The sequence below is a fragment of the Pleomorphomonas sp. PLEO genome (assembly GCF_041320595.1).
In the GTDB taxonomy this organism is placed as follows: domain Bacteria; phylum Pseudomonadota; class Alphaproteobacteria; order Rhizobiales; family Pleomorphomonadaceae; genus Pleomorphomonas.
The window spans coordinates 3,752,955-3,767,706 of the sequence record NZ_CP166625.1 but is presented as its reverse complement, the minus strand read 5'-3'; the positions used below and the strand labels follow the sequence as shown (position 1 = coordinate 3,767,706).

Below are 14,752 nucleotides of genomic sequence, written 5' to 3'. Positions count from 1 at the left end.
GTGGAAACGTCCCGCCCTTCGATTAACTGTCGAAGCCGACCTTGTCGACCAGTTGGCTTGCCGCCTTGCGGTGCTTGATGATCTCGCTCAGCGGCGTCTTGTCGACGGTGAGCTCACCGAACGAGGCAACGATCGGATCGGCCGCGACGCCAGCCTTCACCGGATACTCGTAGTTGGCCTTGGCATAGATTTCCTGCGCCTCGTCGGAGACGAGATACTCCAGGAACTTCACGGCTTCGTCCTTGTTGGGGGCATGCTTGGCAATGGCCGCGCCGGAGATATTCACCTGCGTACCACCGTCCTTGAACGTCGGCAGAATGACCTTGATCGCATTGCCCCACGTGGTCTGCTCTTCGCCACCTTTGCCGGAGCGCATCAGCCCGACATAGTAAGAGTTGGCAACGGCGAGATCGCAGATGCCACCGAGGATGTCGCGAGCGCCATCGCGATCGCCGCCGGCCGCCTTGCGGGCGAGGTTGTCCTTGAGGCCGGTCAGCCAGGTCTCCGTCGCTTCTTCGCCGTGGTGGGTGATGTAACTGGCGAACAGGGCCGTATTGTAGGGGTGCTGGCCCGAGCGGATGCACACCTTGCCCTTCCACTTGGGGTCGGCAAGATCCTCATAGGTGAGGCCGTTCACATCGAGGTCTTGGGCCGCGTAGATGACGCGGGCGCGGTAGGACAGGCCGAACCACTGGCCGTTCTCGTCACGCAGCTGCGCCGGCACGGCCTCATTCAGAACCGCGGAATTGATTGGCTGCGTCACACCCTTTTCGACGAGGTCAACCAAGTTTCCGGCGTCGACGGTCATCAGGATGTCGGCTGGCGAGCTTTCTCCCTCGGTGGAGACGCGCTCGGCAAGGCCGTCCTGCAGGAATACGGTCTTGGCGGCAATGCCCGTCGCCTTGGTGAAACTGTCGATCAGCGGCTGGATCAGCCCTGGTTCGCGCGTCGTGTAGATATTGACGTCGGCGGCGGCGGTGCCCGTGACGGCAAGGGGAATGAGCGCCGTCAGGCTGAGCATCATCTGTCGCATGAGGTTTTCTCCAGTGTGTCTGAACGACCCGATCAACAACATAGTTGAATATTATAGTCAACATATTATGGGCGGGCACGGTTTTCTCTTCCACTGGATCTTCAGGTAGGAAAAATCATTGCCTGGCCTGGTGTTACGCTGACACCGATGCGACAGACACCGGCAGCTAGGCGGCGGGTGGATCTGATCCTGATGGGGGCGGCAAGGCCCGGCAGACGGACGTGGAGCGTCTCGATCTCACCCATCAGCTCGCGCGCCGTCACCTCGCCTTCGCCGGTATTGGGGATGACGTCGATATCCGTCGGGCGGACCAGGACGACTGCCTCGTCGCCGTCGTCGAGCATATCCGGCGCAGGAAAAGTGCCGAGTGCCGTCTCGACCCAGCCTGCCCCGACACGACCTGGGATGCGGTTGCAAGCTGCGAAGAACTCGGCGGCATACGGACAGTTCGGCCGGTCGTAGAGGTCATAGGCACTGCCGATCTGCACGACTTCGCCCGACCGCATCAACACCAGTCGATCACCGGACGACAGTGCCTCCTCGGGATCATGGCTGACGATGACCGCCGTGATGTTGAGCCGGCGGATCAGAGACAGAGTTTCCCGCCGGATACCTTCCCGAAGCGCCCGGTCGAGGTTGGAAAACGGTTCGTCCATCAGGAGGAGGCGAGGCTCGGGCGCCAGCGCCCTGGCGAGCGCCACTCGCTGCTGTTCACCGCCGGAAAGCTCGTGCGGATAACGAGTGGCGTGGCCTGCAAGGCCGACGAGGCCAAGCATGTCTCGGGCCCGATCGTTTGCCTGAGCCTTTGACTTGGCCCGAAGGCCGAAGCGGACGTTGTTTTCCACAGTCAGGTGCGGAAACAGCGCATAATCCTGGAAGACGAAGCCAACTCGTCGCCTCTCCGGTTCGACGAAACGGCTGGGACCGAACACCTCCTCACCGTCAATGCGGATGCTCCCCTCGTCGGGCGTGTCGACGCCGGCGATCAGCCGCAAGAGCGAGGACTTGCCACAGCCGGAATGGCCAACGAGGCTCACCACTTCGCCCTTTTCTACGGCAAGATCGAGGTTTCGAACCGCCTCCGTCTCCCCAAAGCGACGAGCAAGCGACAGAACCTCCAGCGCGGAAAGGGCAGGCATACCAGCTCCATTTGTTGCATCTAAATATCAACAATAGAAAACTGGACTATCGGGGGCAAGCGGTAGGGTTGCCACCTGGAGAATCCCTTCGATATCCGCGACTTTTCGCTTGCCCGGCGACCGGATTCAGCTTAGCGGAACCGCTTGATCCTTCTGGCCCCTTACCGGAAAGAGTTCCCCATGCAAAAGCCCGCCCACGATAGCCTGCTGATCATTGATTTCGGCAGCCAGGTGACGCAGCTCATTGCCCGCCGAGTGCGCGAGGCCGGCGTCTACTGCGAAATTCACCCCTATCAGTCGGCGGCGGCGGCCTTCGATAAATTGCAGCCAAAGGGCGTGATCTTCTCCGGAGGCCCGGATTCGGTGACCCGAGATGGCAGCCCGCGTGCACCGCAGGCCGTGTTCGACAGCGGTGTGCCTATTCTCGCCATCTGCTATGGCCAGCAGACCATGGCCGTACAGCTGGGTGGCAGTGTCGAAGGTGGCCACGCCGCCGAATTCGGCCGTGCCGACGTGGAGATCCTGAAGGCTTCGCCGCTGTTCGAGGGGCTGTGGGAAGTCGGCAAACGCTATCCGGTGTGGATGAGCCACGGAGACCGCGTGACCCGCGCGCCGGAAGGCTTCGAAGTGATCGGCGTCTCCGAGAATGCCCCCTTCGCCATCGCCGTCGACGAGACGCGGCGTTATTACACCACCATGTTTCATCCCGAAGTGGTGCATACGCCCGATGGCGCCAAGCTTCTTTCCAATTTTGTGCACCAGATTGCCGGTCTGAAGTCCGACTGGAGCATGTCGGCCTATCGCGCCGAGATGATCGCCAAGATCCGCGCACAGGTCGGCAAGGAGCGCGTGCTTTGCGCCCTATCCGGCGGTGTCGACAGTTCCGTGGCTGCCGTGCTGATCCACGAGGCGATCGGCGAGCAGCTCACCTGCGTCTACGTCGACCATGGCCTGATGCGCCAAGGCGAGAGCGAGCAGGTGGTCGGCATGTTCAGAGATCACTATAACATTCCGCTTGTTCATGTTGATGCATCTGATCTTTTCATTGGTCAGCTCGAAGGCGAGGCCGACCCGGAAAAGAAGCGCAAGACCATTGGTCGCCTGTTCATCGAGGTGTTCGAAGCCGAGGCGAAGAAGATTGCCGCCGACGGTCGCGGTGCACCAACTTTCCTTGCTCAGGGCACGCTTTATCCGGATGTGATCGAAAGCGTCAGCTTCTCGGGCGGGCCTTCCGTCACCATCAAGAGCCACCACAACGTCGGTGGCTTGCCGGCGCGCATGAATATGAAGCTGGTGGAGCCGCTGCGCGAACTCTTCAAGGATGAAGTACGCGCGCTCGGCCGTGAACTCGGCCTGCCGGATAGCTTTATCGGGCGCCACCCGTTCCCGGGGCCGGGCCTTGCCATTCGCCTGCCAGGCGGTGTGACGCGTGAGAAACTGGATATCCTCAGGAAGGCCGACGCCATCTATCTCGACGAAATCCGCAAGGCTGGCCTCTACGACCAGATCTGGCAGGCTTTCTCTGTGCTACTGCCCGTCCAGACGGTGGGCGTGATGGGCGATGGCCGCACCTACGACCGCGTACTGGCGCTACGCGCCGTCACCTCGGTCGACGGCATGACGGCCGATTTCTTCCCCTTCGACATGAACTTCCTCGGCCGCGCCGCCACCCGCATCATCAACGAAGTGAAGGGCGTCAACCGCGTCGTCTACGACGTGACCAGCAAGCCGCCTGGAACCATCGAGTGGGAGTAGGGGCTGGCCTAGGTCAATTGCCGTGACGATGACGCTGGATGATGAGAGTTGGAACCAACAATTCAAGTCAGACTAGATGCATTGTATGAGCTTTGTTCGACCAATCAATAACTTCGACCGTCGATTTGGTTGATAGTTCGCTTTGCTGCGCAGCTACCGTCGCTGTCACTTCTCCCTTCCACTCCTCTTCCAGTCAACACGGGCTCCATGATTCGTCTCGATAACATCAGTAAGCAAAACGGCCATCAGATCCTGTTTATCGACGCGTCGATGGGTATTCTGAAAGGAGAGAAGGTTGGACTTGTCGGGCCGAATGGCGCCGGCAAGACGACGCTGTTCCGGATGATCGTCGGTGAGGATCGGCCCGACGATGGCCAGGTATCGATCGATGCCGGCATGACGATCGGCTATTTCAGCCAGGATGTCGGCGAAATGTCCGGCCAAAGTGCCGTTGAGGCGGTGATGGATGGCGTTGGGCCGGTGAGTGCGCTCGCCGCCGAAATGGCCAAGCTCGAGGCGGCCATGGTCGACCCGGATCAGGCCGGCGAGATGGACGCCATTATCGAGCGCTATGGCGACGTGCAGGGGCGCTTCGAGGAACTGGATGGCTATGCGCTGGATGCGCGAGCGCGCGGGGTGCTCGCCGGCTTGAGCTTCAGCCAGGAACGCATGGACGGCGATGTCAGTCTTCTTTCCGGCGGCTGGAAGATGCGCGTGGCGCTCGCCCGCATCCTGCTGATGCGGCCCGATGGCATGTTGCTGGACGAGCCCAGCAACCATCTTGATCTTGAAAGCCTGATCTGGCTGGAGGCTTTTCTCAAAGGCTATGACGGCGCCTTGCTGATGACCTCGCATGACCGCGCCTTCATGAACCGCATCGTCGGCAAGGTCGTGGAGATCGATGGTGGGTCGCTCACGACTTATTCGGGCGATTTCGATTTCTACGAACAGCAGCGGGCGCTGGGCGAGACGCAGCGTCAGGCGCAATTCGAGCGTCAGCAGGCGATGCTTGCCAAGGAGATCAAGTTCATCGAGCGCTTCAAGGCGCGCGCCTCGCATGCGGCACAGGTTCAAAGCCGCGTGAAGAAGCTGGACAAGATCGAACGGGTCGAGCCGCCCAGACGACGCCAGTCCATCCAGTTTGAGTTCCGCACACCGCCACGCTCCGGGGAGGATGTGGCGAACTTCAGCAACGTGCATAAGGGCTATGGCGGCACGCCGATCTACGCGGGGTTCGATTTCAAGCTGCGGCGCAAGGAACGCTGGTGCGTGCTGGGCGCCAATGGCGCCGGGAAGTCCACGCTGCTGAAACTGGTGGCCGGCGCGACCGAGCCGGACGAAGGCGCGGTGACCATAGGCAGCAGCGTCAAGATGGGCTATTTCGCGCAGCATTCCATGGATTTGCTGGACGGTGACGAGACGGTTTTCGCCTCGCTGGACGGTTCCTTCCCGCAAGCTGGACAAGGCGCTCTGCGCACCCTCGCCGGTTGCTTCGGCTTCTCCGGCGACGATGTCGAGAAGCCCTGCCGCGTACTCTCCGGCGGCGAGAAGGCGCGGCTGGTCATGGCCAAGATGCTGTACGACCCGCCGAACTTCCTGGTGCTCGACGAACCGACCAACCATCTGGACATGGCGACGAAGGAAATGCTGGTCGCTGCACTCTCGACATTCGAGGGCACCATGCTGTTCGTGTCGCATGATCGCCACTTCCTGGCGGCCCTCTCAAATCGCGTGCTGGAACTGACGCCCGAGGGCATCCATCAGTTCGGCGGTGGCTACACCGAATATGTAGCCCGGACGGGCCAGGAAGCACCGGGTCTTCACCCTGGCGGTTAGCGGGGTTGGTGAAGAAGGGTCGGGGATAGCGATGAGGGCACTCGGCGTTACGCTTCCCATCGCTCCTGATCGGTTCTGGCGACCCCAGCTTTTTCATTTCACAGGCTTCCTGACCTGTGCTGGGTTCAACGCATTCGTCGAGGTCTTCGCGCTGAGCTATTCCCCGTGCTCGGCGATCACGGCGAGAAAGGCAGCGCCGTAGCGATCCAGTTTGGCCTCTCCGACGCCCGGAACCTTTGCCATCTGCGATCGCGAACCAGGGCGCGCGGTGGCCAGCTCGATCAGCGTCTTGTCATGGAAGATCACATAGGGCGGCACATTCTGCGCGCGGGCGAGTTCGGTGCGTTTCTCGCGTAGCGCCTGAAACAACGTTTGGTCGGCCTCGGACAGGGCGGTCATCGCCTGGGTGCGGACACCCTTGGTCCGCGCGGCCTGCGGTTTTGCCGGCACGCGCAGCATCAGCACAGGCTTTTCGCGCAGGAACTGCCGGCCTACCTCTGAGATCGACAGCCCGCCATGGCCTGTCAGGTCGACATCAACAAGGCGAAGCGCGATCAACTGGCGCAGGATGGCGCGCCAAGTGCGGCTGTCGTGCTCCTTGCCGATGCCATAGGTCGAGATGCGATCGTGGCCGGACTGAGCAATGCGCTCGTCCGACCCGCCCAGCAGCACGTCGACGATGTAGGCCTGGCCAAAGCGCTCGCCCGTCCTGTGGATGCAGGACAGGGCCTTCAGAGTTGCAACCGTTCCGTCGAACAGGGCTGGTGGCTCCGCGCAGGTATCGCAGTTTCCACAAGGCTCGGAATGGTCGCCGAAATAGGACAGTAGCACCTGCCGGCGGCAGCCGGCCGTCTCGGCAAGGCCCAAAAGCGCGTCGAGCTTTTGCCGCTCCATGCGTTTTCGTTGTTCCGGCGCGTCGGAGTCCTCGATGAAGCGGCTGCGCAGTGCGATGTCTTCGTGGCCGTAGAGCATCAACGTATCCGCCGGCAGACCGTCGCGACCGGCTCGCCCTGTCTCCTGGTAATAGGCTTCAATGCTCCCGGGCAGGTCGAGATGCGCGACGAAGCGCACGTCGGGTTTGTCGATGCCCATGCCGAAGGCGATGGTGGCCACCATGATGATCGCCTCTTCGCGCTGAAAGCGCGTCTGGTTGGTCTCGCGAGCCGACTTGTCCATGCCGCCGTGGTAGGGCAGCGCGGTATAGCCCTGGTCGCAGAGCCATGCCGCCGTTTCTTCCGTCTTTCGCTTCGACAGGCAGTAGACGATGCCGCTTTCGCCCTTGTGTTCCTTCAGGAAGCGCTTCAGCTGTGCCCGCGGATTGTCCTTTTCCGCCATGGCATAGCGGATGTTGGGGCGGTCGAAGCCGGCGATGAACGCATCGCTTTCGGCAATCTCAAGATGCGACAGGATCTCGGCGCGCGTTGGTGCGTCGGCCGTCGCCGTCAGCGCCATGCGCGGTGTGTTGGGGAATTGCGTGATCAGCGCGTCGAGTTGACGATAGGAGGGACGGAAATCGTGCCCCCATTGCGACAGGCAATGCGCTTCGTCGATGGCGATCAGCGACAGCGGCGTGCGGCGCAGCAGGTCCAGAATGTCGGATCTGAGCAGTGTTTCGGGGGCGACGTACAGGATATCCAGCGCGCCACTCGATATCTCCCGCCACAAGGCGTGTCGCTCCTCGCCCTGCAGGTCGGAATTGAGCGCGGCAGCCTTCACACCCGCTTGGCGCAATGCCGCCACCTGATCGGCCATTAGGGCGATCAGCGGCGAGACGACCAGCCCCATGCCGGGCCGGGCCATCGCCGGTATCTGGTAGCAAAGGGACTTGCCGCCGCCCGTTGGCATCAGCACGAAGGCGTTGTTGCCGGCCATCACATGGTCGACGATTTCGGCCTGGGGTCCGCGGAAGGCGTCGTAGCCGTAGACGGTTTTCAGAATGTGCAGGGTATGCGCGGTCACGGCGGCCCGGGGGAAGAATCGGAAGGACGGGTTGTCATAACAGGTTTGCCGTCGGCCCGCCCGCATAGGGGAGATTCGACGCTTGATTGGCTTTGAGACTGATCCTCAAATGCGTGGCGCCGAAGGCTAAGCGGTGGGAACCGTGCCGCCATCAATGGTGAATTCTGTTCCCGTAATCGCGCCGGCACGCGGCGACACCAGAAAGGCGATGAGGTCGGCCACCTCCTGCGGCTTGACCGGCCGGCCGAGCGGGATGCCGCCGAGCGCGTTCATGATGATCTTCTGGCCGCCCTCGTAGTCGGTTCCGGCATTGGCCGCCAAACGCTCGGCCAGCGCGACCGCTGCCTCGGTTTCGATCCAGCCTGGCGAAACGCGAACAACCCGAATGCCCTTGGGGGTCACCTCCTTGGAGAGGCTCTTGCTGTAGGTGGAAAGGGCAGCTTTTGCGGCAGCGTAGGCCGTCGTGGAGTCGGGCAATGGCAGCTCGTGCTGGATCGAGGTGACGTGAACGATGACGCCGGATCCCTGCTTGATCATCGACGGCAGGAACGCCCGATCGAGGCGCACCGCCGGCATGAGGTTGAGATCGAGCTCCCTGGACCAAATGTCGTCGGTTAATACCGCAAAGCCGCCGGGCGGCGCCGACGAGCCACCTAAGACATTGACGATAATATCAACTCCGCCCAGGCGCTCGACAACGCCCTTGACGACGGTGTCGCAGCCATCTGCCTTGGAAAGATCGGCGGCAATGTATTGAACGCCTTCAGGCGGGTCGTTCGGAACCGTTCGCGCCGTTCCGACAACCTTGACGCCGGCCGCTGCGAGGGTGCCGACCACGGCTGCGCCGACCCCCTTCGTCCCGGCCGTGACCAATGCGCGACGGCCGGCAAGTTGGAGATCGAAACTCATAGAGTGATCTCCAACTCGGAGATCTTGTCGCCATCGAGGAGGAAAAAGAAACGCAGGTCCACTGGGCTGCCCGGGAAGTTACCGGTTAGCCGGCTCGTGACGACCGTTCGTGCGCCATCGGTGCCGATTGCCTGGGGTTCGCTGACATAGCTGTATTTCGACGACGCCTCGGCTTTCCATGCTCGAATGGCTTCCCGCCCCGTATAGGTATGACCTTCATCTTTAACGACACCGGTATCGGTGAAGCATTGCGCCATTGCATCGCCGTTCTTGGCATCGGCAATGAAGTAAGCGGCTATCGGTGTTGGAAAATTGATCATATTGTTCTTCCTCTGGTAGGGCGTTTCATCCGGCCATCGGATTGCCTGACCCGGAAAATGGCTGTAGACTTACCAAATGACAAGAACGCACGAAAAAGTTAGGTACTCACCTGAAAGTAAGCCTCACGCCTACACGCGAGAGACGGCTGCGGAAGGTGTCGAACAAGCCCTGAAATTGCTGGAGGGCCGATGGAAGCTGGTGATCCTGTTCCATCTGTTCGGCGGCCGGATCATGCGCTTCTCCGACCTGGAACGCGCCATTCCTGGAATTTCCCAGAAAATGCTGATCCAGCAGCTCCGGCAGATGGAGGGGGACGGAATTGTCCGCCGTATCGTACATCACCAGGTGCCACCGAAGGTCGAGTATGCTCTCACGGATTGGGGGCAGGCCTTGTGTCCGGCGCTCGACGCACTGCTCACCTGGGCAACCAATCGTCCGGGGGCCGATGGCACGGCGGATGCGGCCGAACTATCGGTATAATCCCACCGGTGCGACGGCCGATCCCATAGCGTGGTTGACCCTGCGGATTTCCAACATACACTTGCCCCTGTCGAAAAGGACCTGAGCGGCATCGGTAAGCCCGCTCCCTTCTCAGGCTTGAGAGGCTCCGCGTCACCTTTGGGGGGAACCCGCGACAAGCAACGGCGAGTTTCGCTGCGGCTTGGCGTGCGCTCAAAGGTCTATCGGTACGCGGCAAGCGCGGCGGCTCGCGCTCATTATGGAGTGCAAAAAAATGCCAGTTATCCAGGCCCATTAGCCGCTCATCACCCAGATCAATGTTTTTTGCCGTTCCCGACGGCGGGCAGGGTCCGCTGATCGACTATCTGGCCAAGGCTGCTCGCGAGGTTGATGGTTGGATATCGGCCAGTCTGCACCGCAGCCTGGACGGAACGCGCGTCGTCAATTATGCGCAAAGCGCCGACGAAGACGCTGCCCGTCGCGTCATCAAGCACCTGGTGGGCCGTGGTCTGATCCAAAGAAACAAAGCCTACGGCGAGGCGCACCCCGGCCTTTATGAGATAGCTTTTACGCTTGACCGAGACGGCTAAGTCTCTCGATGGGCGCACGCTCCTAAAGGGTGACGGCGCCTTTCCGATTAAGAGGAGCGCGGGAACGACCGCTTGGCCGACCTCGCACTTCATCTCTAACTTCGGGCCGCCGACAAGACGGCTAAGCCTTCAGAACCTTCCGGAGAGAGGCCTCGATCTGGCCGCCACAATAGGCATCGCCGTAGTCTTGTCGCGCTTTAGCGGCCAACGCCTTGAGGGACGGTAAGGCGGCAACCCGCCGCGTCAGATCTGCGGTCAGAGGCGCGCTTTCTTCAAGGATCTTTCCGATCGTGTCGAAGCGCTCGGCCATGGTCGACCAAAGGGTGGCGGTCACGACGTCGGCGATGCCCGGTTTCTCGCCGCCGAGCAGAAATCCCGAATCCGCTTTCAGGCCGTGGCGCACGCCGGTTTCCTCCCAAAGCGACATCCACTTCTTGAGACGCGGAATAAAATCCCGCCAACTCTTTTCCGTCCACATCTCGCGCCCGCCATCCAGGGTGATTTCGTCGATCACGTCATTGGCGTCATTTACGACCTTCATGGTCATGGCACGGAGTGCGGCGGTGTTTGGCAGAAGATCCAACGTCTCGCCAAGATAGAGGACGATGGCCGGCATTTCAGCGATGGCAAAGTCTGCCTTCTTGTCGATGAGCAGAGGCGGCCCCATGAAAGGAACCGGCATCCGCTTCACCGGTCCACTCATCAAATCCGAAATCGCCGCATCGCCGCCTTCGGTCCAGCTTTTTCCGGCGTAGGTAAGCACGGCTCGCACGAATTGCCCCCGGAAGGGAACGGACCAATAGTAGAGATCATAATCGGACATCGTCTAGGCTCCCATCAAGCGATCGCCATCCAACAACGTCTACGGCTATGTATGGTTTCCATTGGCATTATAGGCCGGCTTATGACCGGCCCATGGCGTCTAGTCGCTTAGCTCTGCAAAAGCGCGCGGTTCCTTGCCGAACGTCCGGTGATTGGGAGTGAAGAATACCAACACCGGCGATTGCTTGCCGAACGAGCGTGCCCGGCGAGTTTTCGCCTGATGCCTCAAACCCGCTTCAGCCATTCGAGCAATTCGGGGCCAAGCAGGCGTTCGTTCAGTTGCTCGTCCGACAAATCGACGAATGAGTCGAGGTCACGGATGATGACTAGCCCAGTGTTGCGGAATCGACCGGCTATCTCTTGCAGGAATTCGAAGTCCACACCTTCGTGCTCGCAGGCGCCGACAAACAGGAAATAAACCTGATCTCCGCGCTCTTGGGATTCCTCCAGAATGCGTGTTGCGCGAGCGTGATCGGCAGGTTCGTTCTCGCCGTCCGTCACGAAGATAATGATCGAGCGCTTCTTTTCTTTGTGGTCGGGTTTCGATGCCCCAAACAAGAAGCGGCTCAACCAGCCACCGGCTTCCATAGGCAACCAACCGAAGTGACGAAGATTGGCTTCAAGCACATGGCTATAGGTGGTGCCACCACCCCAGCCCGGTACCATGCCGAACACGTTGCGAATGACATAGTCCTCGCAATTGTCCGGAGTGACTGTGCCGACATGATGCACGCTCCCTTGGCCATGGCTGAACGTGAATACGTCCATCTGGCCGTCGGGGTCGAGCACCATGCCATAGGGAACCAAGCGCGCGATCAGCTTGCTGGTGGTCCCTTCCTCATGCTCGTGCTCGAAAGAGCCGGAGACATCCAAGTCGAAGATCAAGTCGGCTTTGAAATCCGGCCTCACACCGGCCTTGTCGAGCGAAAGACGCAAGGATTTCGCCGACTTCTGGAGATTGAGTTGCAGAACCATATTAACTCCTCAAGCCTTGAGATTCTGAAGAACATCGCGCAGCCGGAACGCTATTTCGCCGGCTTCCGTACGGGTTGGCCGGCCGCCGCTCCGCGCCAGGGTGTTTAAAGCGGCAAAGCTGCTGAGAAGGTCGGGAAGCGAGACAAGCACTACGCTCTGAATAGCCGCGATGAGACGAAGCGGTTGCTCGGCTTGCACGGAGGCAACGGACGCATTGCCGCGGAGCTGGGCCAGACTTTGCGTCAAGCTCATCGAACGTTCCAGGAAACGTCGCGACAGCTCCTCTCGCTTGCCTAGGAAATAATTTGATAGAAACTGCGCCGCTAACGCCGCTGCTTCGATCGCATTTGCCGTCTCGCCAATTTCATCGTCGAGCCGTCCCAACGCCTCTCGAAGGGAGAGCAATTCTTCGAGCGCCGCACCCGTCAGCCCGACGAGCTGGTTGATCTCGACGCGCGCGCGCTCCAATTCCTCGATCGTGTCGATCCTGGCATTCGCACGCCGCAATGCCCGAACCAGGATTCCACCATCCGATCCGGCACCGGAAGCTGCCTCAATGTCGATCGCTCCGAGCAATTCGGCCATCCGGCGAAGATATCCGGCGGTCCTGACCAGCACCTGCGCCTGCGATAGATCAACTGCGCGCGACACCAGCCCGCCATAACGCTGCTGGGCATCATGCCCCCAAAGCACGATCTGTCGCTCGTTCGCACTCTCTGCCGGAAATGATCCAATGATACGAAGCGCCTGATCGATGACATGCGAACCTGCCTGTGGTGACAGGTCCCGCAAGTCGTCCGCGGCAACTACAATCCGCTTGCGTTCATCTCCAGGGATTGCCGTGGGAGCAACGACAAAATTAGTGTTGGGCGTCGAAGGACGAGACTTTGTTTGCTTCGATCTGGCAGCTCGCGGTTCTTCAGCCCTGCCAATCACCGTGGGGCGAAGAACGCCGGGCTGGGATGGCTTCGGGGTAGTCGGTTCCTTGCGCGCACGGAGTTCTGCGATAACGGTCGGGCGCACGCCAGCCGGTGCGTCCTTTTCCTTTTCCTTCTTGTCGGATGGAGCCTCGTCTTCGGACGTCATGATCAGGAGAAGTAGGCGAGAACGTCGTTGAAGTTGCCGACAAAGCCGCGACCCACCGCCGCATACTCCCAACCATTCGGTCCCAGAAGAACGCTGCCGAGTTGGACGACGTTGAAATCCTTGAATTCGTCTGACAGCGAGTATGCGCCAAGCTCGCGCCCGTTTTCATCGGTCAGCGTGATTGTGCAGACTTCGATGTCGCCGAAAGCCGCTTCCTCCTCGTCCCCGGCTCCTCCGTCGTGACCATGATCGGTCTCGTGCACCGTAACCAGGATCGGAACCTCATTGACGCCGTGAGGGAGTCGCGCTCCATCGATCAGAACCGTCTCGCTGTTATTTTCGACGCGCTTGTCGCCGCTGTGGGTCAGGCCGCCGCTCGGCGTCTGGAAAGAGCCGTCCGGATTGGTTGCGAGCGCGCCGCCGCCGGGATTCATCCGCGTGGTGTTGTAAGTGGACAGTACGTTATCCAGTTCCGCCACCTTGGCGCCCGCCCCACTGTTGCGAGCTTCGAGGGCATGCACATCGATGTCATCGATATGGCCCGCGTCACAGTGCCATTCGACCGTTACCTTGAAGCGCGCACCTTTATTGAGTGAAAGCCGCAACTTCGGCGCGGCGACGCCGGGCTTTTCGAGCTTGAGCGTCAGCATAGACTGAGACTTCCTTTTACAGTGTAGAGTAGAGGGCAGATGGGGTGCAGTTAGGCCGATAGCGACGCCAGTTCCTGGCGTGCCGCGACGAAGCGCCGGCGGGCTTCCTCAAACTTTTCGTCCGTTGCCGCCGTGGCAGCCGCGACGAGACCATGGATTTCCTTGGTCGTCGCGATGATCTGTTCGATCTGCTTTGTCTGAGCCAGTCTGTTGTTGCCTGGCGCTTCCGCTGCCTTAACGGCGACGTCCCTTAGCGCACGGCTACGCAGGTCGGTGAGTTGCGCATCAAGCCTGGCTTGGCGCTCGGCGATCTGCTGTACATTTTTGACCGCAAAGGCGCCGTGGATCGACAGCAATGTCATCTTGATCGAAGCAAAGCGCGAGGAGACTGTGGTGGCCGTTTCCTGAAGCGTGGCAACCCCCGCCTGCTCGATCTGCTGAATGACGAGTTGGTCGGCCGGCAAGCGCGTGTAGGTGCCTTCAAGGGCGAGTGCCCGACTTTCGAGCAGGCGCAGCTTGTCGCTGAGTTCCATGAAACGCGATTGCGCCACCGGGTCAGCCGCGTTCAGATTGGCCTTTTCCTCGGCGACATATACCCGAGCTTTGTCCTGCAGGGCACGCGCCGTTGCTGCCGCCACTGTGAATTCGCCAAAATGCTTGGAATAGGCCCGTTTAAGTTCGTCGAGCACCTGCAGTTCGGAGAAGAGTTTCCCCATCTCTCCACCGAGCTCATTTTCAAGGCGCGTCATTTCGTCGGCCAATGTCTTCGTTCGGCCCGATACGAGATCGCCAATGCTGACCATCAGATCTTCGGCGATTTCCTCCGCGCGTCGGCCTCTGAAGCGATTGAGAAGCGAACCGAGGAAGCCCGGCTTCGCAGGGTTTTGAATCTTATCAAGGACTTCCGCCAGATTGGCGTCTTCGATGCCCTTTTCAAGCTGGCCGAACAGAGCGAAAACCTTGGCAGCAGTGTTCTTGTCGAGCCGCGCCAGAAAGCCGTCCAGCGTTCTTTGCAGCGCATGTTCCGCGTCTAGACCTATGCGAAGCACGTCGCTTGCCGCCATGCTCTCAAAATCGAAGCGCGCCAATTCCTTTTTGACATCCGGCACTTGGCCTGGACGTAAAACGATCGCTCCGGTGTTCAGCGGTGTTTGCAGAACTTCCGCCGACGGCATCGTCACGGGGGTGGTGGTCGGTTCCATCGAATGTCCTCCCGCG

The 14,752-nt window shown here is 60.6% G+C and carries 14 protein-coding genes; 4 read left to right on the top strand and 10 right to left on the bottom strand.

Annotation, left to right across the window (positions count from 1 at the left end; all coding sequences use genetic code 11):
* Positions 1 to 22: 22 nt before the first annotated feature.
* Positions 23 to 1,033: a Fe(3+) ABC transporter substrate-binding protein gene (locus tag AB6N07_RS17555; protein WP_370674355.1), complete on the bottom strand. Its 1,011-nt coding sequence runs from the start codon at positions 1,031 to 1,033 to the stop codon at positions 23 to 25.
* Positions 1,034 to 1,134: 101 nt separating this feature from the next.
* Positions 1,135 to 2,172 (bottom strand): ABC transporter ATP-binding protein, encoded by a 1,038-nt coding sequence (locus tag AB6N07_RS17550; RefSeq protein ID WP_370674354.1) that lies wholly within the window; start codon positions 2,170 to 2,172, stop codon positions 1,135 to 1,137.
* Between the two features lie 180 nt (positions 2,173 to 2,352).
* Here AB6N07_RS17550 and guaA point away from each other — a divergent pair, with 180 nt between their 5' ends.
* Both guaA and AB6N07_RS17540 read left to right on the top strand, forming a co-directional pair.
* Positions 2,353 to 3,927 (top strand): glutamine-hydrolyzing GMP synthase, encoded by a 1,575-nt coding sequence (guaA, locus tag AB6N07_RS17545; RefSeq protein ID WP_370674353.1) that lies wholly within the window; start codon positions 2,353 to 2,355, stop codon positions 3,925 to 3,927.
* Positions 3,928 to 4,134: 207 nt separating this feature from the next.
* The gene (locus AB6N07_RS17540; protein WP_370674352.1) at positions 4,135 to 5,763 is read left to right on the top strand and encodes an ABC-F family ATP-binding cassette domain-containing protein; all 1,629 of its coding nucleotides are present in this window, start codon (positions 4,135 to 4,137) and stop codon (positions 5,761 to 5,763) included.
* A 156-nt stretch (positions 5,764 to 5,919) separates the two neighbouring features.
* Here the strand turns inward: AB6N07_RS17540 and recQ are convergent, their stop codons facing one another.
* The 3 genes from recQ to AB6N07_RS17525 form a co-directional block, all read right to left on the bottom strand.
* Complete coding sequence (recQ, locus tag AB6N07_RS17535) at positions 5,920 to 7,722, bottom strand: DNA helicase RecQ (RefSeq protein ID WP_370674351.1); 1,803 nt, start codon at positions 7,720 to 7,722, stop codon at positions 5,920 to 5,922.
* A gap of 126 nt (positions 7,723 to 7,848) precedes the next feature.
* Entirely contained in the window at positions 7,849 to 8,631 is a 783-nt protein-coding gene (locus tag AB6N07_RS17530; RefSeq protein WP_370674350.1) for an SDR family oxidoreductase, read from the bottom strand.
* A complete protein-coding gene (locus tag AB6N07_RS17525; protein ID WP_370674349.1) occupies positions 8,628 to 8,951 on the bottom strand; it encodes a nuclear transport factor 2 family protein in 324 nt (107 codons plus the stop codon). The genes AB6N07_RS17530 and AB6N07_RS17525 overlap by 4 nt, the downstream gene beginning before the upstream one ends.
* Positions 8,952 to 9,027: 76 nt before the next feature.
* On the opposite strand from AB6N07_RS17525, the gene AB6N07_RS17520 reads away from it, so the two are divergent.
* Both AB6N07_RS17520 and AB6N07_RS17515 read left to right on the top strand, forming a co-directional pair.
* Positions 9,028 to 9,432: a winged helix-turn-helix transcriptional regulator gene (locus AB6N07_RS17520; RefSeq protein WP_370674348.1), complete on the top strand. Its 405-nt coding sequence runs from the start codon at positions 9,028 to 9,030 to the stop codon at positions 9,430 to 9,432.
* 296 nt (positions 9,433 to 9,728) lie between these two features.
* Positions 9,729 to 10,001, top strand: a complete 273-nt coding sequence (locus AB6N07_RS17515; protein ID WP_370674347.1) for an antibiotic biosynthesis monooxygenase — start codon at positions 9,729 to 9,731, stop codon at positions 9,999 to 10,001.
* Positions 10,002 to 10,122: 121 nt separating this feature from the next.
* Here AB6N07_RS17515 and AB6N07_RS17510 read toward each other — a convergent pair whose 3' ends face one another.
* The 5 genes from AB6N07_RS17510 to AB6N07_RS17490 form a co-directional block, all read right to left on the bottom strand.
* Positions 10,123 to 10,824 (bottom strand): glutathione S-transferase, encoded by a 702-nt coding sequence (locus tag AB6N07_RS17510; protein ID WP_370674346.1) that lies wholly within the window; start codon positions 10,822 to 10,824, stop codon positions 10,123 to 10,125.
* A gap of 224 nt (positions 10,825 to 11,048) precedes the next feature.
* On the bottom strand, positions 11,049 to 11,798 hold the full coding sequence (locus tag AB6N07_RS17505; protein ID WP_370674345.1) for a VWA domain-containing protein: 750 nt from the start codon (positions 11,796 to 11,798) through the stop codon (positions 11,049 to 11,051).
* A gap of 9 nt (positions 11,799 to 11,807) precedes the next feature.
* Complete coding sequence (locus AB6N07_RS17500; RefSeq protein ID WP_370674344.1) at positions 11,808 to 12,884, bottom strand: hypothetical protein; 1,077 nt, start codon at positions 12,882 to 12,884, stop codon at positions 11,808 to 11,810.
* Between the two features lie 2 nt (positions 12,885 to 12,886).
* A complete protein-coding gene (locus tag AB6N07_RS17495) occupies positions 12,887 to 13,534 on the bottom strand; it encodes a TerD family protein (protein ID WP_370674343.1) in 648 nt (215 codons plus the stop codon).
* 50 nt (positions 13,535 to 13,584) lie between these two features.
* A complete protein-coding gene (locus AB6N07_RS17490; RefSeq protein ID WP_370674342.1) occupies positions 13,585 to 14,736 on the bottom strand; it encodes a hypothetical protein in 1,152 nt (383 codons plus the stop codon).
* Positions 14,737 to 14,752 lie beyond the last annotated feature (16 nt).